This is a genomic window from Streptomyces sp. NPDC058257 (assembly GCF_042881845.1).
Classification (GTDB): Bacteria; Actinomycetota; Actinomycetes; order Streptomycetales; family Streptomycetaceae; genus Streptomyces.
Map to the genome: position 1 here is coordinate 351,571 of NZ_JBHVXJ010000001.1, position 17,603 is coordinate 369,173.

The window sequence follows — 17,603 nt, forward strand, 5'->3', positions numbered from 1 at the left end:
AGGCTTGGTACATCGATTACGCATTGTGGTCCCACCCGTCACGGGGCGATGCTCGGCGGGTGTCCGAGATTCTGCTGGTCCTGATCGCAGGCCTGGCCGCCGGAGCGCTGAACTCCGTCGGCGGCGGAGGCACGTTCGTGGCGCTGCCCGCCCTGGTCGCCGTCGGCCTGTCCCCGGTGACGGCGAACGCGTCCTCGACCATCGCCCTGGTGCCGGGGGCCGTGGCCAGCGGATGGGTCTACCGACGCGAACTCGCCCCGCTCGGAGCGACGTCGACGACAGCCCTGACAACGGTCAGCGTGATCGGGGGCGGGCTCGGCGCCACTCTGCTCCTCACCCTCCCCGCGGCCTCGTTCGACGCCGCTGTGCCATGGCTGCTCGCGTTCGCCACGGTGGTTCTCGCCTTCGGCCGCCTCCTCTCCCGCACGATAAGCGGCGCGCTCGGCCGCCAGATCGGCATGAGTCCGCGGGCCGTTCTGGTCAGCCAGTTCCTGCTCGCGCTGTACGGCGGATACTTCGGCGGTGCCGTAGGCATCATGATGTTCGCCCTGTGGGGCATCGGCCTCGGCCTCGACGCCGCCGTCAGCAATCCGATGCGGATCACCCAGATCGCGGCCATCAATCTCAGCGCGACCGCGCTGCTCCTCGTCGCATCGGACGCACTGAGCGCTCCGCGCGTCCTCGCCCCGATGTTCGTCGGCGCGCTGGCGGGCGGCTTCGTCGGCGCCCACTTCGCACGCCGTCTCTCCGCCCGGCTGCTGCGGAGCGTCATCCTCACCACGGCCGTGACGATGACCGTCCTCTACTTCGTACGCGGCTGAGGCCGGCGGCATGGCGGACGAGGACTCCGATGGCGCCGAGTCGCCCTGCGCGGACGCCGCGCGAGCCCGGTTGGCGATGGCCCAGGAGGCGTGCGAACTGGCCGGCCTCGCGCGCGCCGCCGTACCGATCGGCGAACACGAACTGCGCCCCGACGGCACCGCCCGCTCCCCCGGCTCGGTGCTGGCCGACGCGGCCGGTGTGCTCAGGGCGGCACACCGGTTCTTCGAGGCCGCCGCCGTGTGCGAGCGGCTGGGCGGCGCGGGTTGGCAGCTCATCGGCGACGTTCTGGGCGTGGAGCCAGAGAGCGCACGAGCGCGCTTCGCCGCCGCGGAGTCCTGTTTCCGGGAGGAACTCGAAGGGGGCGGCACCGCCGTCGCGGATCCCGGTGATGCGGGCTGGTGGCGGGCCTATACGGCGGGCAACCCGCTGGAAGCGGCACACGACCTCGACGACTGGGTCCTGCGGCACAAGGACGGGGACGGCGATCTCGGCACCGCGCCGGTCTCCGGCGGGCTGATGCGGAGAGACCCCGATGGCAAGAAGCAGGAATCCCAGTAGCAAATAGAGCGCCGGGCGGCAGCTGAGTCGGCGTCACAGGTGAGAACCGGCCCCCGCGCTCCCGGCGTGTCCCGCCCCGCCGCGCGTCCCTCAACGGATGTGCCGGCGGGGAGAGTTGTCGCCACCTGGGTCGACGTCCGGGTGAACGACCGCCGCACGTACCGGTAATTGAGGGGTGAATAGCAGCCGAAATCAGCCCGTATCGGTAATCGGCCTCACCTCCTACTCTGTGAGGCGCACGCGCGGGGGATCACTGTCCGTCTTTCACGGAGGTCGACAAATGTCTGCGTTGTCCGAGGGGATCTACCTGCTCAAGAACGAGGAGAGCGGGCTGTACGCGGGAGTGCGGGGAGCCAAGACCGCACAGAGCGTGCCGGTCGTACAGCAGGAGTTGCACCCGCAAGGACCCGCCCGTTACAGCCAGTTGTGGCATCTGCGGCCCAATGCGGCACGGGAGGGCGCCTGGACGCTGGCGAGCGTGCACAGCACCTTGCGCATGGACATCATGACCGGCCGCGGGCGCGCGGGCTCGCCGGTGCAGCAGTGTCCGGCGGAGACCCGGCAGGATCTCCTCGTGTCCCAGCTGTGGCGGCCCGTGGAGATCGGCGGCGACCGGTACACGCTGGTCAACGTGGACAGCGGTCATTTACTCTCCGTCCGCGACGACAGCAGTGCGCCGGACGCGGCCCTGGAGCAGGCGGCCAAGCCCGCCTTGGGCCCCCGCACCGCCCAGCAGTGGATCCTCGAACGGGTGCCCGGTCGGGGCGAGGCCAAGGGGTTCGACGCGCTGACGGCCACCGTCGTCTCCTCAAGCGGCGGTGTCCTGGGCGCCGTACTCGGCTCCCTGAGCGGCGCTACCAAGCAGGCGCTCGACGCGGGCGGCGGCGTCTTCGAGTCGGCGGCCAAGGCCATCCCGGACAGCGACACGCCCTACGTGCGCTTCGACGGCTTCCGCGGGGACGAGTTCATCCGCTTCTCCAAGCGGCGCGGCATCGAAGCAGGTCCGAGGAGGATCGCCGATCAGTTCCCGCACCTGCCCAAGCCGTTCAGCGAGGGCTTCGAAGCCGTCGGCCCGGCCTCCAGGCACAGCGGCCACACCTACCTGGGCTTCATGCGGGACCAGGCCGTCGAGTTCTCCGACAAGAGCCATGGCCCCGTCCACGACGCGGAGAACATCCTGCACCCCGAACTCCTGCAGGCGGTCGGCGAACTGTGCGATGTCACCGGCTTCGGCAACGACGGCGGGCGGCTTCTGGTCTTCGGCCAGAAGGACAGCTGCACCGTGGACCCCGCGGAGGTGCACCTGAGGCGTGGCTCCCGCCACCAGCAGTTCCTGCTGACGGCCGCTCCCGAGGCCTTCGGGTGCGGCCCGGACGCGGCGAGCACGGCCGTCGCCGGCTCCACCGCCCACTACTTCCTCACCAAGGGCGACGAGTTCGTCGTCGTCTCCGAGGACAGGCTCATCCAGGGCCCGGCCAGGCTCATCGACGTCTACCCGTTCTTGGACGGCCTCTGGATGTAGCCACCGTCCCGCCGGCATCGCGCACCCGGCCCTGTCCCGTCGGGGCGCACCGCCGACGGGGGCCGGGCCGTTGGCCGGTCGCCACCGCTACCCCGCCGCTTCCCCCAGGGCGTCGAGCACCGGGCGGATCAGCGGATGCTCCTCCGCTCCGCACCGCACCGCCGCGAACACCCGGCGGGTGGGAGCGACGCCCTCCACCGGGCGGATCACCACCCCCGAGACGTCCATGCCGCGCAGCGCCGACCGCGGCACCAGGGCCACGCCCATGCCCGCCGAGGCAAGCGCGACCACTGCCCGGAAATCGTCCGACCAGTGTTCGAGCAGGGGCTGGAAGCCAGCGGCCTCGCAGGCGAGTATCACCACGTCATGACAGGGGTTGCCCGCGAAGGGCCCGATCCACGCGTCCTTGGCCAGCTCCGCGAGCGGCACGCGCTCCGACCCGGCGAGGCGATGCGTCTCGGGGAGCACCGCGTCGAACGGCTCGACGTACAGCGGGACCCGCGTCAGGCGCGGATCGTCCGCACCCGGCGCGCCCCGGTACTCCACCGCCACGGCGACGTCCACCTGCCGGTCGAGCACCATCGGCAGGCTCGCGTCGCCCTCCGCGTCCCGCACCCGCACGCGTATCCCGGGCGCACCGGACGAAAGACGGGCGAGAGCGGGGCCGACCACCAGGGCGATCCCCGTGGCGAAGGAGGCCACCGTCACCGTCCCCGCCTCACCCGAGCTGTACGCGGCGAGCTCCGCCTCGGCCCGTTCCAGCTGGGCGAGGACCGTGTTCGTGTGGGAGAGCAGGATCTCGCCCGCCGGGGTGAGACGGACCCCGCGTGCACCCCGCTCGACCAAGCGGTGGCCGGTCTCCTGCTCCAGGGCGGTCAGCTGCTGGGAGACCGCGGACGGCGTGAGGTAGAGCGCGGCGGCGGCGGCCGTCACCGTGCGGTGGTCGGCCACCGCACGGAGGATGTGCAGCCGCCGCGCTTCGATCATGGGGTCGATTGTCCCAAACCGTGGACCTCACCGACACCGGCGGTCCGGCCAAGCCTCCTCGGGCGCCCGTGGGCACTCAGGCCCGTGAGTGCCCAGGCACCCGTGGAGGCGCTCCGGCATCCGTGGAGACGCTCAGGCGCCCGAAGCGTCCAGCTCCGCCCGCGCCGCCACGAAGGCGTCCACCGCACGGTTCACGTCGTCCGTGGAGTGCGCGGCCGACAGCTGGACGCGGATACGGGCCGCGCCCTGCGGCACCACGGGGTACGAGAAGCCGATCACGTACACGCCACGCTCCAGGAGCAGCTCGGCCATCCGTCCCGCTACCGAGGCGTCGCCGATCATCACCGGGGCGATCGCGTGGTAGCCGGGCAGGATGTCGAAACCCTCCTGCGTCATCCGCGAGCGGAAGAGCGCCGTGTTCGCGGCGAGCCGTTCCCGCAGATCGCCCGCCGATTCCAGGAGGTCGATGACCTTCAGCGAGGCCGCCGCGATCACCGGGGCGAGGGTGTTCGAGAAGAGGTAAGGGCGCGAGCGCTGGCGAAGGAGCGCGACGATCTCCGCGCGCGCCGCCACGTAGCCGCCGGAGGCGCCGCCGAGCGCCTTGCCGAGGGTGCCGGTGATGATGTCGACGCGGTCCATGACGCCGTGCAGCTCGGGCGTACCGCGTCCGCCGGGGCCGACGAAGCCGACGGCGTGCGAGTCGTCGACCATCACCATGGCGTCGTAGCGCTCGGCGAGGTCGCAGATCTCCCGCAGCGGGGCGACGTACCCGTCCATGGAGAAGACGCCGTCGGTGACGATCAGCTTGCGGCGCGCCCCGCCCTCGGAAGCCTCCTTCAACTGCTGCTCCAGGTCCGCCATGTCGCGGTTGGCGTAGCGGAAGCGGCGGGCCTTGGAGAGCCGGATGCCGTCGATGATCGACGCGTGGTTGAGCGCGTCGGAGACGACCGCGTCCTCGGCGCCGAGCAGCGTCTCGAAGACTCCGCCGTTGGCGTCGAAGCAGGACGAGTAGAGGATGGTGTCCTCCTGGCCGAGGAACCCGGACAGGCGCCCTTCGAGCTCCTTGTGCACCTCCTGCGTACCGCAGATGAAGCGCACGGACGCCATGCCGTAGCCCCAGCGGTCCAGGGCCTCGTGCGCGGCGGCGATCACCTCGGGGTGGTCGGCGAGGCCGAGGTAGTTGTTCGCGCAGAAGTTCAGTACGTCGCCGGGGCGGCCCCCCGCGGTGACGCCGACCGTGGCGGACTGCGGGGTGCCGATGACGCGCTCGGGCTTGTGCAGGCCCGCGGCGCGGATCTCGTCGAGGGTGGTGCGCAGGTCGTCGCGTACGGAGTCGAACATGCTTGATTCCTTTGGGAGTTAAGCCGTGGAGAGCGTGCAGCCGCGGTTTGGGAGGTCAGGAGGTCCAGTCGAGGATGACCTTGCCGCCACGGCCGCTCGCCGCGTCGTCGAAGGCCGCCTCGAAGTCACGGTGGCCGTAGCGTCCTGTGATCACGGGGGCGAGGTCGAGGCCGCCTTCGAGCAGCACGGACATGGAGTACCAGGTCTCGAACATCTCGCGGCCGTAGATGCCCTTGATCGTGATCATGGAGGTGACGATCCGTGACCAGTCGACGGCGAACTCCTCGGCCGGCAGACCGAGCATGGCGATCTTGCCGCCGTGCGTCATGTTGGCGAGCATGTCGCGCATCGCGACGGGGTTGCCCGACATCTCCAGACCGACGTCGAAGCCCTCGCGCAGGCCCAGTTCGCGCTGCCCCTCGCAGATCGAGGTCTCGGCGACGTTCAGCGCCAGGCTCGCGCCGACCTTGCGGGCCAGCTCCAGGCGCTCCTCGCTGACGTCCGTGACGACGACGTTGCGGGCACCCGCGTGCCGGGCCACGGCCGCCGCCATCAGGCCGATCGGCCCCGCCCCGGTGATCAGCACGTCCTCGCCGACCATCGGGAAGGAAAGGGCAGTGTGCACCGCGTTGCCGAACGGGTCGAAGATCGCGGCCACGTCGAGGTCCACGGCGACGCGGTGCACCCACACATTGGCGGCGGGCAGCGCGACGAACTCCGCGAACGCCCCGTCCCTGCCGACGCCGAGCCCCACCGTCGCGCGGCACAGGTGACGGCGGCCCGCCTGGCAGTTGCGGCACTTGCCGCAGACCAGGTGGCCCTCGCCGCTGACCCGGTCGCCGATCTTGATGTCCGCGACGTCCCGCCCGGTCGAGACGACCTCGCCGACGAACTCGTGCCCGACGACCAGCGGCGCCTCTATCGCCTGCTGCGCCCAGCCGTCCCAGGCCCGGATGTGCAGATCGGTGCCGCAGATCCCGGTGCGGAGCACCTTGATCAGGACGTCTCCGTTGCCGATCACCGGCTCCGGCACGTCCATCAGCCGGAGACCCGGCTCTGCTTTCTCCTTGACCAGCGCCTTCAACGCAGCGGCTCCTGTCGTACGTCGCTTGTTCCACCGACGACACAGGAATCTTCCCTACGGCGGCGCCCTGGTCCATCGAGGATTTCTTAAGCGCCGCCGCAGCTTTCCTTCAGGCCCGGCCCAGACCCGGGATCCAGGCCCCGCCCACTAGCGGGTCTGACCTCGCTCGAAGTACGCGATGAGCTCCGGGTCGAGGACCGGCACCTCACGCGGCGTGCCCCCGTCCCGCAACGACTGCGTCGCGCGCACGCCCGCCGCCACCGCCATCCGGGCCGCCACCGGCGAGGTGTCGGTGCGCCCTCCCTCGCGGGCGAAACGGACGAACTCCTCGATGAGCAGCGGGTCGGACCCGCCGTGCCCGCCCTCGTCCTCGGCGTCCGGCACCGGGTACTGGGCGTCGGCGTCGGGGCGGTAGGTCGAGCGCCGCGTGTTCCAGACCTTCACCACTCCCCCGGGGCCGTCGCCGAAGTTCTCCAGGCGGCCCGCGTCCCCGATGACGGTGTAGTTGCGCCAGTAGTCGGGCGTGAAGTGGCACTGCTGGTAGGAGGCGAGGACCCCGTTGTCGAGGCGCATGTTGACCAGGGAGACGTCCTCCACGTCGATGACCGGGTTGAGGTCGCGCTGGGTGTGCGGCGGCCAGTGGCCGTCCTCGGTGTACCAGTCGTCCGTCTTCGGTTCGCCCGGCTCGCGGCGGTGCGGACTGTCCCCGTAGACCATGAGGTCGCCCAGCGCCTGCACCTGGCGGGTGTAGCCGCCCGCGAGCCAGTGCAGGACATCGATGTCGTGGGCCGCCTTCTGGAGCAACAGGCCGGTGGTGTTCTGCCGTTCGGCGTGCCAGTCCTTGAAGTACCAGTCGCCTCCGTAGGCGACGAAGTGACGTACCCAGACCGTCTTGACCTCGCCGATGTCACCGCGCCTGATGATGTCGCGCATCAGCCTGACCACGGGCATGTGGCGCATGTTGTGGCCTACGTAGAGGCGGGTTCCCGTCTCGAACGCGGTCCGCAGGATCTCGTCGCAGGCCTCGATGCCGATGTCGAGGGGCTTCTCCACGAAGACGGGCTTCTTCGCGCGCAGCGCCTCGCAGGCGAGCTGCGCGTGGGTGTGGTCGGGGGTGAGGATCACGACGGCGTCGATGTCCGGATCCTCGATGACCTTGCGGTGGTCGGTCGATATCAGGGCACCGGGGAAGGCCACGGCCGCCTCCGTCCGCGCGGTGACGTCGTGGTCGGCGAGCGCGGTGACGCGGTGGCCCTCGCCGGGCCGGTGTGCGGTGCGGGCCAGCGAACCGCGCAGGCCGTAGCCGAGGACGCCGAGACGGAGGTCGGTCATGGTGTGCCTTTCCGTACAAATATCTGTGGAGTTCGGGTGTTGCCTACGTACGTGACGGATGGACGAGCACCTGGGCGAGCGCCACGCGTCCCGTCCCGGTGAGCTTGATCCTTATGTATCTGGCTTCCGCGTCCGTGTCGAGGAGTGTGGGCCGAAGTGATCGTCCGGTGACGTGCACGGTCGTGGCGTCGGCGAAGTCCGAGGTCCTCGCGGTCTGGACGTCGAAGCCGGCCGTCGTCATGGAGGCGTTGTTCCAGACCTCGATCTGTCCCACGCGCCGGACACCGCCGAGATCGGCCTGCCACCAGGCGCCCGGCTCGGACAGCGTGCGGGTGTCGGTGGAGGTGTCACCATCGATCGCGTACGCCGCCGGGGCCGCGCCGTCCGTCGAGGACTGGGAGGCGACGCCGGTACGGGCGAGGTCGGGGCGCAGTTGCTCGGCAGCCGCTCGGTGCGCGCCCGAGCGGGCCGCCACGGCGAGCGCCTCGGCGGGGAGCCGGTCGAGCTTGGTGTGGTTGTCCTTCATCGTCGAACCGGTGCCGGTGAGGGCCGGCGTTTCGGTGTCGGTCCAGTTGCCGGTGGCGTGGTTCTGGATGCCGTAATCGGCCCAGTTGGACACCCACTTGTAGCCGACGCGGGTGATGACGTTGCCTTCGACACGGATGTACGAGGACTGCTCGTCGAGGTAGATGCCGTTGCCGTCACGCTCGGTGTTCCCGTAGGCGGAGCGGTTGATGTAGTTGCCGGAGACGACCGTGCCCGGCTGCGCGCCCTGGGTGTAGATGGCGCCGCCGTCGTGCTGGGCGTGCTCCACGCGCATCACATGCGTGATCCGGTTGTTGGTGACTCGGTTGTCCCGGAGAACGGATTTCCGGGCCTCGGGCTGGTTCCAGCCCCAGCCGACGGAGATCCCCGAGTAGGGCAGGTCGACGAGGGTGTTGTGGTCGACGGTGAGCCCGGCCTCGTATCCGGCCCAGACACCCACCGAGTCGGTGTACTCGACGCCGGTGCGGCGGATCGTGTTGTACGCGACGGTGTTGCGCTCACCCGCGAGCTCGGCCTCCGGCTTCGGCTCGGTGTCACCGACGTACACGGCGCCGGACGACAGGTCCGTGAAGCGGGAGCGGGTGACGGAGGTGTCCTTGGTACCGGCTTCGAGGACGACCCCGGCGCCGCCCAGATGCGTGAACTCCGCTCCGGTGACGTCCACATGGCGACCGCCGCGCACGGTGAGCGCCGCGCTCGGCTTGGTGTAGTGCCGCCCGGCGTGATCGACGGGGCCGGTGGCTCCGGTGAGGGTGAGACCGGCCTGGGTGCCCGCGTAGCCCTCATCCGTGGAGGGCAGGCCGTACGCGGCGTACGCGAAGCCGATGCCCCGCACGCGCAGGTCGTGGGCGCCGTCGATGACCATGAGCCGCTCGGCCGCCGGGGTGAGCACGCGCGCGTGGCGCATGTCCTCGCCCTCGCGCGGGAGGTAGGCGACGGTGCGGTCCGCCGCGTCCCAGACGAACTCACCAGGCTCGTCGAGGAGTTCACGGGCGTTCTCGAAGAAGGCGACTCCGGAGTAGCGCGAGGAGTCGACTGTGGTGGAGTCCCAGGCGGGGCCCGTACGGTTCGTGCCGCTCGCGGAGTTGGTCCAACACGGCTGCGCGAAGGTGAGGTTGTCGCCTTCTACGCCTGTGATCCGGCAGTGGTAGTCGCGCCAGCGGACCTTGATGACGGCTTCCGCGCCGGTGGGCCGCTGCCAGTTGGCGATGCCGGTGGCCGTGGCACCCGTCATGCCCGTCCTCGTCGCGTCACAGGTGCTCGCCGCGCAGGCCGCGCCCCGGGCGCGCACGGCCCGTTCACCGTCCACGAACAGCTGGCGCGGAGTGACCCCCTCGGGGACCTCCGCCGTCCAGGTTCCGTCGGCGCCCTTGTGCCAGCCGGTCAGCGCACGTCCGCCGGACAGGACGGGGCGGGCGCCTCGCGCGGCGGTCCAGGTGACGGTGTGCCCGTCGCGCCCGGAGTCGGCCGCGCCGAGCTTCAGCGGCTCATTCATCTCGTAGGTGCCGTCGGCGAGTTCGACGCGTACGTCCCTTCCGCTGACGGCGCGGGCTGCGTCACGGGCTGCTCGTGGGGAGCAGGGGCGGGTGGCGGTGCAGGACGGTCCGGAGTCGTTCGGGGCGACGCCGTTCGGGCCGACGCCGTTCGGGGCGACGTGGAGGATCCTGGGGCCGGGGGCGGCCTGGGCTGCGCCCTGCGGCGCGATGACGGCTCCGACGGCAGCGACGACGGCCATTACCGCGGTGATGACGCGTGGCCGCCTCACTTGGCCACACCCCAGTCCGGGTGGCCCGGCATGGGCGGGTTGTCGAGGTCGTACAGCCAGTGGTGCAGGAACGTACCGACCGAGTCGTCGCCGGTGACCTCGACGGCGTTGTCGATGAAGTCCTGGGTGGAGGCGTTGCCGTGCCGGTGCCCGGTCAGCCACGCCTTCATGACGGCCTCGAACTTCTCCTGCCCGATCTGCTGGTCGAGGGCGTAGAGGGAGACCGCGGCGCCGTCGTAGATGTTGAAGCCGCCGAGCCCGGTGGGCTTTCCGGGCGGGCCGTCGGTCTTGCGGACCGCGTCCAGCTCGGCATACGCGGTCTTCATCTTCTCCTCGATGGGCTGAAAGCCCTTCTGGTCCGCCCACACGGCCGCGTAGTAGACGGCGGGACCTTCGTTCAGCCAGGCGTCCTGCCAGGTGGCGGGCGTGACGGAGTCGCCGAACCACTGGTGGGTCAGCTCATGGACCATGGTGGTCGAGTAGGTGGGCCGGTCGAACCAGGAGGGGCCGAAGAGCGAGAGGGTCTGGTTCTCCAGCGCGTCGCTGTAGCCGTCCCGCACGATCTGCACCCCGTAGGTGTCGAACGGGTAGCGCACCCCGAGGGTCTTCTCCAGCCACGCCAGCTGCCCGCCGGTCTCCTCGGCTATGGGCTCGTACTTGGCCTGCTGGTCCTCGGGGACGAGGTGGCGCAGCTTCACTCCGTGCGGGCCGCGGCCATGGAGGTAGGTCTGCTTGTCGACGGAGATCCCCAACAGCTCGGGCGCCATGGGTGACTTGAGGGCGAAGTCCCAGGTCTTCCTGGGTTCGGTGGATCCGCCGGTTCCCGCGGATCCCGCGGATCCCGCGGATCCGGCGGCCTCGCGTGTGCCGGTGAGGTTGCCGTTGGCGGCGGGCGTCCAGCCGTCGGGGGCGGTGAGGTGGAAGGACCAGGTCGCCTTGTCGGAGGGGTGGTCGTTGACCGGCGCGAAGGTGTCCGCGCGGGAGGCCTGGGCGGCGGAGGCGAAGCCGCCGTCGGACATGTAGCGCCAGCCCGGCTGTCCGGTCGGCTTGGTCCTGCCGTTGCCGTGGTAGGTCAGTTCGACGTCGAAGGCACGTCGGTCGCGCAGGCCGCCCGCCGGGGTGACGGTGAGCTCCTGACCACTCTGACCCGGCCCGATCGACCACGTGGCCTTCTTGCCGTTGACCTTGATGGCGTCGATGGCCAGCGAGTCGACGTCGAGGTTGAAGGACGACAGGTCCTGGGTGGCTCTCGCCCTGATCTTCATGGTGCCGGTGAAGTCGTACGTCACCGGCGTGAAGTCGAAGGAGAGGTCGTAGTGGCGGACGTCGTAGCCGCCGTTGCCGAGCGTCGGGAACAGCGGGTCGCCGACGCCGTCCGCACCCGGGGTCGGGGTGAAGGGCGCCGCGTGGGCGGGGAGGGCGAGCGCGAGGGTGGCGGCCGCGACCGCTGTCGCTGTCGCGGCGCGGACGGTCCGGGTGCTTCGAGCACGTACGGTTCGGATCCTGTTCTCAGCCATGGGGCCGCAACGTAGTAATCGCTTACTGTCAGCGTCAACACCCCAGCCGCGACCGGTTGGCCCTCTGACGCCCACCGCAGAGGCCAAGGACGCGCAGAAAGAACGTAGAAAGATTCCCGGCCCTCTTGCGCGCCATAGCAACCGCTTACATGCTGTCGCGGGATCACTCACGCATCACAGTTCACGCACCCGCTCCCCCACCCGATGCCCTGACACCCCGATGCCCTGGCACCTCGACACCCCGACGCCCCGATGCCTCACGGGAGTTCCCCATGCGCACGCCCCACTCCGGCTCCACCGGACCAGGACCACGACGCCGCACGATCCTCGCCGCGAGCGCCGCGTCCGCCTTCGTGCCGCTGGCGGCGGGCGGCGGCAGGGCCTGGGGCGCCGCGGACACGGACCCGTACGACACACTGCTGGCCCGCGCGGCGGCCCAGCTCACCGGTGGCGCGTTCGACGCCGGCGACCCGGACTTCGCGGCGGCGCTGAAGGTCCTGGACACCCAGGCGTCCGCCTGGTGGCGCGACTTGGACCGGTCCGCGGGCCGGAGCGCCCTGTGGGCCGACCTCTCCCCCGCCAAGGACCCGGGCAACTTCGGCCAGAGCTACACCCGCCTGCGCACGATAGCGACGGCCTGGGCCACGCCCGGCACCTCCCTCAGCGAGAGCGCCGAAGCGGCGGACGCCCTGCTCGACGCCCTGCGCTTCCTGCACGCCGATGCCTACAACACCGACCGCCCCGAATCCGGCAACTGGTGGTTCTGGGAGATCGGCGCGCCCCGCGCCCTGATGGACACCTGCGTGCTGCTGCGGGAGAAGGTCCCCGCGGCCGACCTCGCGACGTACGTCTCCACGGTGGCGAAGTTCTGCCCGGACCCGGACCGCCGCACCAACGCCCCGACCCTGGCCGAGACGGGCGCCAACCGCGCCGACAAGGCCGTCATCGTGGCGCTGCGCGGCCTGGTGGCGAAGGACGGGGCCACGCTGGCCCTGGCACGCGACGGCCTGTCCGATGTCCGGGACAAGGGCAAGAACAGCCTGTTCACGTACGTCACTTCGGGCGACGGGTTCTACGAGGACGGGTCGTTCGTGCAGCACGGCTCCGTCGCGTACACGGGGACGTACGGCAGTGTCCTGCTCGGCAGCGCGGGAGCGCTGATCGCGCTGCTCGCGGACTCCGAGTGGGCCGTCACCGACCCGAAGACGTCCGTCCTTTACGAGGCGGTGGACCGGACGTTCTCGCCGGTGGTCTTCGACGGCCTGATGATGGACGCGCTGCGGGGGCGCGCGACGTCCCGCGAGAAGGCACCGGACCACAAGGACGGCGCGGCGGCCGTCACCAACATCCTCCAGTTGGCGGACGGAGCCCCGGCCGCGTACGCCGAACGCTGGCGCGCACTGGCCAAGGGGTGGATCCGCCGCAACAAGTCCCATCCCTACCTGGGTCTGGTCGGCGTTCCCGCCATCGCCCGCGCCAAGGCCGTGCTCGACGACACCGCGGTCCCGGCCACCGACCGGCTCACCGGGCACTTCGCCTTCGCGGACATGGACCGGGTGGTGCACCGGCGCCCCGGCTGGGCGCTCACGCTCTCGCTCTCCTCGAAGCGCATCGCCGCGTACGAGGCGGGCAACGGCGAGAACCTGCACGGCTGGTACACAGGCGACGGCATGTCCTATCTCTACGACGGCGACGACCTGGGGCAGTTCGGGGACGGCTTCTGGGCGACGGTCGATCCGTACCGCCTGCCGGGCACCACCGTGGACACCCGTACACGCGCCGACATCGGCTCGGGCGGTGGCACGGGGACCCACCTTCCGAGGAACGCCGTCGCGGGGGGCGCGGTGCTCGAGCGCGCGTACGGCGCCGCGGCGATGGAACTCCTCGCCGACGGCAGCACGCTGCGGGCGAGGAAGGCGTGGTTCTTCCTCGACAACGCGGTCATCGCCCTGGGAGCGGACATCACCGCGAGCGACGGCCGGACCATCGAGACGGTCGTCGAGAACCGGAACCTGCACGCGGACGGGGCGCCGCGGCTCACGGTCGACGGCCGGCGTCAGCCCTCGCACACGGGCTGGTCGGCGCCCCTGCCCGGCGCCCGCTGGGCCCATCTGGACGGCACCGGCGGCTATGTCTTCCCCGACCACCCCGCACAGGCGCTGCGTGCCCTGCGCGAGGAGCGCACAGGCACCTGGCGGGCGGTCAACACCGGCGCCGACACCGGCGGCAGCACGACTCCGGTCACCCGCCGCTATCTGACCCTGTGGCTCGACCACGGTGTCTCCCCCGTCGCGTCCTCGTACGCCTACGTCCTCCTCCCCGGCGCGAGCACCGCCGCGACCGCCGCCTGGTCGCTCTCACGACCGGTCCGCGTCGTCGCCAACAACGCCACCGCACAGGCCGTCGAGGCGCGCCGCCACGGCCTCGTCGCCGCGCACTTCTGGCAGCCGGGCAGCGCGGCCGGGATCACGGCATCGGGCCCGTGCACCGTGATCGCGCGACGCGGCGGCGACGGCATCTCCCTTGCCGTGGCCGACCCGGGCCGCACGGGCACGACGGTCACCCTGGAACTGCCCTTCCCCGTACGCAAGGTGGTGCGTGCCGATGACACGGTCACCGTCACCCTGGGCCGCCGCGCGGTCGTCACCGTCCGTGTGGCGGGCTCGCGCGGTCATACGCACACCGCGCGCCTGAGGTGACGGCGCCGCCCGTCACGGGGCCCATCGACAGCGACAAGGAGCACAGACCCGCCATGCCCGCACCCCCGCCCAGGCCCGCACCGCACCTGGCCCTGCCGCCCACCGACCGTGTCCTGTCCCCGCTCACGGGCTGGACCCGGTCCCACTGGGAGGCGCTCGCCGACCGGCAGCTTGAGGCGCTCGTCCCGTACGCGACGCCGAACTTCGCGCAGTACAGACTGCCGGGGCGGGGCAGTTGGTCCGGGGTCGTGTCGGACGGTCTGGAGGGGTACGCACGGTCATTTCTCCTCGCCTCCTTCCGGATCGCGGGAGCGGGCGGCGAGGTGGACCCTCACCTCATCGAACGCTACGCGCAGGGTCTGACAACGGGCACGGACCGCGACGGCGCGGGCGGCGAGGCCTGGCCCTCACTCAGCGACTGCTCACAGCAGATGGTGGAGGCAGCGTCGATCGCGGTCGCTCTGCACGAGACCCGCCCCTGGATCTGGGACAAGCTCGATCCCCGGGTCCAGGAGCGGGTCGTCGACTGGTTCTCCGGCTTCGTCGGCGCCACGACGTGGGACAACAACTGGCGTCTGTTCCAGGTGGTGTCCGAGCAGTTCCTTGCCTCCGTCGGCGCGCCGTACAGCAAGGCGGACATCGACGGCGGCCTGGACCGCATCGAGGACTGGTACCGGGGCGACGGCTGGTACAGCGACGGCGATGGGCGCAACTTCGACTACTACATCGGCTGGGCGATGCATCTGTACCCGCTGCTGTGGGCGCGCATGGCGGGCCCGGACGGCGAGGGGCGCGCCGAGGTCTACCGCGAACGCCTTGCCCGCTTCCTCACCGCCTACCCGCACTTCTTCGGCGCCGACGGCGCCCCCGTCCACCAGGGCCGCTCCCTGACGTACCGCTTCGCGGCGACCGCCCCGGTCTGGATGGGCGCCCTGGCCGACTGCACGCCCCTGGCACCCGGCCTCACCCGGCGCCTCGCGTCCGGCACCGCACGGCACTTCGTGGAGCGCGGCGTCCCCGACGAACGGGGACTGCTGCCGCTCGGCTGGTACGGAACGTTCCTGCCGTCCACGCAGTCCTACTCGGGTCCGGCGTCCCCGTACTGGGCGAGCAAGGGCTTCCTCGGCCTGCTCCTGCCCGCCGACCACCCAGTGTGGACGGAGGCCGAACTCCCGCTCCCCGTCGAGGAGTCCGACCAGTACACGGCGCTCCCCGAGCCCGGCTGGCTCCTGCACGGCACACGCCATGACGGCATCGTCCGCCTGATCAACCACGGCAGCGACCACAACCCCCTTCAGGGCCCCGCGGCGGACGACCCGCACTACGCCAAGTTCGGCTACTCCACGGCGACCGCGCCCGAGACCGCCCCCAGCGCGTGGGCGCGCACCGTGGACAACCACCTCGCCCTGCTCGCGCCGGACGGCACGCCCTCCCGCCGCCGTCGGATCCATCCGGTGAGGTGCGAGGGACGTGTGGCCGCATCGCGCCACGACGCGCTCCTGCCGGGCACGCAGGACGCGTTCCCCGTCGAGACGACCAGCGTGCTGCACGGCCCGTGGGAGGTGCGCGTCCACCGCGTCCAGGCCCCGCCCGGTGTGACGGTCCGCGAGGGCGGCTATGCGGTGGCCGATGAGACACCGCCTTCGGCCGAGCGGGGCCCCGGCTGGGCCCTCACCCGTACGGAGGCCGGGCTGACCAGCGCCGTCGTCGCGCTCCACGGGTGGGACGAGGAGGCGGACATCGCCCGCGAGGTGGCGGCCAACGCCTACGGTCCGCACTCGGCGACGCCGTATCTCACGCTCGCCGCTCACGACGGCGGGGCAAGCGTCCACGTCACGCTCGTCGTCCTGTCCCAGGACACCGTCCGGCCGTCGGCGCTGCGGGATTCCATCACGTGCGCGGTGGAGGAAGGCACCGTCGTCCTCCGCTTCCCCGACGGCACCGAACATGAGGTGTGAGTCAGATCCCGCCGTCCTCCCGGCGGTGAATCTGCTCGATCAGCTCCGCCGCCATCGCCTTGATCGTCTCCAGACCCGCCCTGCCCCAGGGCCGGGGCTCGACGTCCACGACGCAGACCGTGCCGAGCGCGATGCCCGTGCGGTCGATGAGCGGGGCGCCCAGATAGGAGCGGATCCCGATCTCGTCCACCACCGGGTTCCCCGCGAACCGCGGATAGTCACGGACGTCCTCCAGGACGAGGGCCTTGCGCCGCACGACCACATGTGGGCAGTAGCCGTGGTCGCGCTCCATGTAGCGGCACGCCGTGCCGTCCGGGGTGTGCAGGCCCGCGAAGAACTGCCGGTTCTCGTCAATGAAGTTGACCATGGAGTACGGCGCGCCCGTGACCTCGGCGAGCCTGTCGGCGAAGGCGTCGAAGGCGAGGTCCGGACGGAGTCCTATGCCGAGCCTGTGCAACCGCCGCACCCGATTCGGCGCCTCCTTGTCGACGGGAGTGAGCAGCAGGTGCGCGGTGGAGTCGTACATCAGGTGTGGGCTCCGTAGCTCGGGGCGGCCGGGGCGTGGGCGAGGAGGTGCTTGACGAGGGTGAGGAGGGTCGCGATGCCCGAACTGGAGATCCGCGCGTCACACCGCACGACGGGCACCTGCGGATCCAGATCGATGGCGGAACGCACCTCTTCGGGTTCATAGCGGTGCCCCCCGTCGAATTCGTTGATGGCGACGATGAATCCCATGCCGCGCTGCTCGAAGAAGTCCACGGCCGCGAAGCAGTCCTCCAGGCGGCGGGTGTCGGCGAGGACCACCGCGCCGAGCGCGCCTTCGGAGAGTTCGTCCCACATGAACCAGAAGCGTTCCTGGCCGGGCGTACCGAAGAGATAGAGCACGTGCTCCGGATCGAGGGTGATGCGCCCGAAGTCCATGGCCACGGTCGTGGTGGTCTTGTTCTCGACGCCCGACAGATCGTCGGTGCCCTCGCTGACCGTGGTGAGGAGTTCCTCCGTGCTCAGCGGCGAGATCTCGCTCACCGCGCCCACGAAGGTCGTCTTGCCGACCCCGAACCCTCCCGCGACCAGGATCTTCAGCGCGGTGGGGAAGGGGTCAGAGCTGTCGTCGTAGTCCATCGAGCACTGCCTCCAACAGGGACCGGTCAGTGGGGTTGTGGTAGAAGTCCGGGGCTCTCAGGGTGAGCGCCCCGCAGTCGACGAGATCGGAGAGCAGCACCTTGGTCACGACCGCGGGCAGCTTCAGCTGCGCCGCGATCTCCGCGACCGATGTGGGTGCCGCGCAGAGCCCGAGCGCCGCCGAGTGCTCAGGGCCCGGGTAGCCGACGACCGGACCTCCGGTGGCCATCACCTGGGTCAGGAGGTCCAGTTGGGCGGTCGGCCGGGTCCGTCCGTCGCTGACCGTGTATGGACGGACGAGCCGTCCGGCGGATTCGTCGAGCCATGGCCCGTCGTGCGGGGCCGCCACG

At 71.0% G+C, this 17,603-nt stretch carries 14 protein-coding genes; 5 read left to right on the plus strand and 9 right to left on the minus strand.

All coding sequences use genetic code 11. The features are described 5' to 3' along the window. The first annotated feature begins 59 nt into the window (after nucleotides 1-59). The 3 genes from ACFVXC_RS01480 to ACFVXC_RS01490 all read left to right on the plus strand — a co-directional run bounded on the left by ACFVXC_RS01480 (nucleotide 60) and on the right by ACFVXC_RS01490 (nucleotide 2,902). The gene (locus tag ACFVXC_RS01480) at nucleotides 60-821 is read left to right on the plus strand and encodes a sulfite exporter TauE/SafE family protein (RefSeq protein ID WP_389900396.1); all 762 of its coding nucleotides are present in this window, start codon (nucleotides 60-62) and stop codon (nucleotides 819-821) included. A 10-nt stretch (nucleotides 822-831) separates the two neighbouring features. Beyond that, the gene (locus ACFVXC_RS01485) at nucleotides 832-1,380 is read left to right on the plus strand and encodes a hypothetical protein (RefSeq protein WP_389900398.1); all 549 of its coding nucleotides are present in this window, start codon (nucleotides 832-834) and stop codon (nucleotides 1,378-1,380) included. A 280-nt stretch (nucleotides 1,381-1,660) separates the two neighbouring features. Continuing rightward, nucleotides 1,661-2,902, plus strand: coding sequence for an RICIN domain-containing protein (locus tag ACFVXC_RS01490; RefSeq protein WP_389900400.1), 1,242 nt, complete (start codon nucleotides 1,661-1,663; stop codon nucleotides 2,900-2,902). A gap of 87 nt (nucleotides 2,903-2,989) precedes the next feature. On the opposite strand, the gene ACFVXC_RS01495 is transcribed toward ACFVXC_RS01490, so the two are convergent. The 6 genes from ACFVXC_RS01495 to ACFVXC_RS01520 form a co-directional block, all read right to left on the minus strand. Continuing rightward, nucleotides 2,990-3,889: a LysR family transcriptional regulator gene (locus ACFVXC_RS01495; protein ID WP_389900402.1), complete on the minus strand. Its 900-nt coding sequence runs from the start codon at nucleotides 3,887-3,889 to the stop codon at nucleotides 2,990-2,992. 132 nt (nucleotides 3,890-4,021) lie between these two features. After that, nucleotides 4,022-5,230, minus strand: coding sequence for a glycine C-acetyltransferase (locus ACFVXC_RS01500; RefSeq protein ID WP_389900404.1), 1,209 nt, complete (start codon nucleotides 5,228-5,230; stop codon nucleotides 4,022-4,024). A 55-nt stretch (nucleotides 5,231-5,285) separates the two neighbouring features. Further along, the gene (gene tdh, locus ACFVXC_RS01505) at nucleotides 5,286-6,314 is read right to left on the minus strand and encodes an L-threonine 3-dehydrogenase (RefSeq protein ID WP_389900406.1); all 1,029 of its coding nucleotides are present in this window, start codon (nucleotides 6,312-6,314) and stop codon (nucleotides 5,286-5,288) included. 147 nt (nucleotides 6,315-6,461) lie between these two features. After that, the gene (locus ACFVXC_RS01510) at nucleotides 6,462-7,646 is read right to left on the minus strand and encodes a Gfo/Idh/MocA family protein (protein ID WP_389900408.1); all 1,185 of its coding nucleotides are present in this window, start codon (nucleotides 7,644-7,646) and stop codon (nucleotides 6,462-6,464) included. 43 nt (nucleotides 7,647-7,689) lie between these two features. Then, entirely contained in the window at nucleotides 7,690-9,927 is a 2,238-nt protein-coding gene (locus ACFVXC_RS01515; RefSeq protein ID WP_389900410.1) for a right-handed parallel beta-helix repeat-containing protein, read from the minus strand. 26 nt (nucleotides 9,928-9,953) lie between these two features. Continuing rightward, a complete protein-coding gene (locus ACFVXC_RS01520) occupies nucleotides 9,954-11,474 on the minus strand; it encodes a M1 family metallopeptidase (protein WP_389900412.1) in 1,521 nt (506 codons plus the stop codon). Nucleotides 11,475-11,746: 272 nt separating this feature from the next. Here ACFVXC_RS01520 and ACFVXC_RS01525 point away from each other — a divergent pair, with 272 nt between their 5' ends. Together ACFVXC_RS01525 and ACFVXC_RS01530 are read left to right on the plus strand one after the other, a co-directional pair. Continuing rightward, nucleotides 11,747-14,173 (plus strand): polysaccharide lyase 8 family protein, encoded by a 2,427-nt coding sequence (locus ACFVXC_RS01525; RefSeq protein ID WP_389900414.1) that lies wholly within the window; start codon nucleotides 11,747-11,749, stop codon nucleotides 14,171-14,173. Between the two features lie 53 nt (nucleotides 14,174-14,226). Beyond that, nucleotides 14,227-16,131, plus strand: a complete 1,905-nt coding sequence (locus ACFVXC_RS01530; protein ID WP_389900415.1) for a DUF2264 domain-containing protein — start codon at nucleotides 14,227-14,229, stop codon at nucleotides 16,129-16,131. Nucleotide 16,132: 1 nt separating this feature from the next. Here the strand turns inward: ACFVXC_RS01530 and ACFVXC_RS01535 are convergent, their stop codons facing one another. The 3 genes from ACFVXC_RS01535 to ACFVXC_RS01545 are packed head-to-tail and all read right to left on the minus strand — an operon-like array spanning nucleotide 16,133 to nucleotide 17,602. Beyond that, nucleotides 16,133-16,660 (minus strand): GAF domain-containing protein, encoded by a 528-nt coding sequence (locus ACFVXC_RS01535; protein WP_389901517.1) that lies wholly within the window; start codon nucleotides 16,658-16,660, stop codon nucleotides 16,133-16,135. Beyond that, entirely contained in the window at nucleotides 16,657-17,253 is a 597-nt protein-coding gene (locus tag ACFVXC_RS01540; protein WP_389900417.1) for an ATP/GTP-binding protein, read from the minus strand. Before ACFVXC_RS01540 ends, ACFVXC_RS01535 begins: the two co-directional genes overlap by 4 nt. Further along, entirely contained in the window at nucleotides 17,231-17,602 is a 372-nt protein-coding gene (locus ACFVXC_RS01545; protein ID WP_389900419.1) for a DUF742 domain-containing protein, read from the minus strand. The genes ACFVXC_RS01540 and ACFVXC_RS01545 overlap by 23 nt, the downstream gene beginning before the upstream one ends. Nucleotide 17,603 lies beyond the last annotated feature (1 nt).

Bases quoted from the DNA above. Each gene is read 5' to 3' on its own strand.
- ACFVXC_RS01525 (WP_389900414.1), top strand. From the start codon at position 11,747: ATGCGCACGCCCCACTCCGGCTCCACCGGACCAGGACCACGACGCCGC.
- ACFVXC_RS01540 (WP_389900417.1), bottom strand. From the start codon at position 17,253: ATGGACTACGACGACAGCTCTGACCCCTTCCCCACCGCGCTGAAGATC.
- ACFVXC_RS01530 (WP_389900415.1), top strand. From the start codon at position 14,227: ATGCCCGCACCCCCGCCCAGGCCCGCACCGCACCTGGCCCTGCCGCCC.
- ACFVXC_RS01510 (WP_389900408.1), bottom strand. From the start codon at position 7,646: ATGACCGACCTCCGTCTCGGCGTCCTCGGCTACGGCCTGCGCGGTTCG.
- ACFVXC_RS01495 (WP_389900402.1), bottom strand. From the start codon at position 3,889: ATGATCGAAGCGCGGCGGCTGCACATCCTCCGTGCGGTGGCCGACCAC.
- ACFVXC_RS01515 (WP_389900410.1), bottom strand. From the start codon at position 9,927: ATGGCCGTCGTCGCTGCCGTCGGAGCCGTCATCGCGCCGCAGGGCGCA.
- ACFVXC_RS01490 (WP_389900400.1), top strand. From the start codon at position 1,661: ATGTCTGCGTTGTCCGAGGGGATCTACCTGCTCAAGAACGAGGAGAGC.
- ACFVXC_RS01520 (WP_389900412.1), bottom strand. From the start codon at position 11,474: ATGGCTGAGAACAGGATCCGAACCGTACGTGCTCGAAGCACCCGGACC.
- ACFVXC_RS01485 (WP_389900398.1), top strand. From the start codon at position 832: ATGGCGGACGAGGACTCCGATGGCGCCGAGTCGCCCTGCGCGGACGCC.
- ACFVXC_RS01500 (WP_389900404.1), bottom strand. From the start codon at position 5,230: ATGTTCGACTCCGTACGCGACGACCTGCGCACCACCCTCGACGAGATC.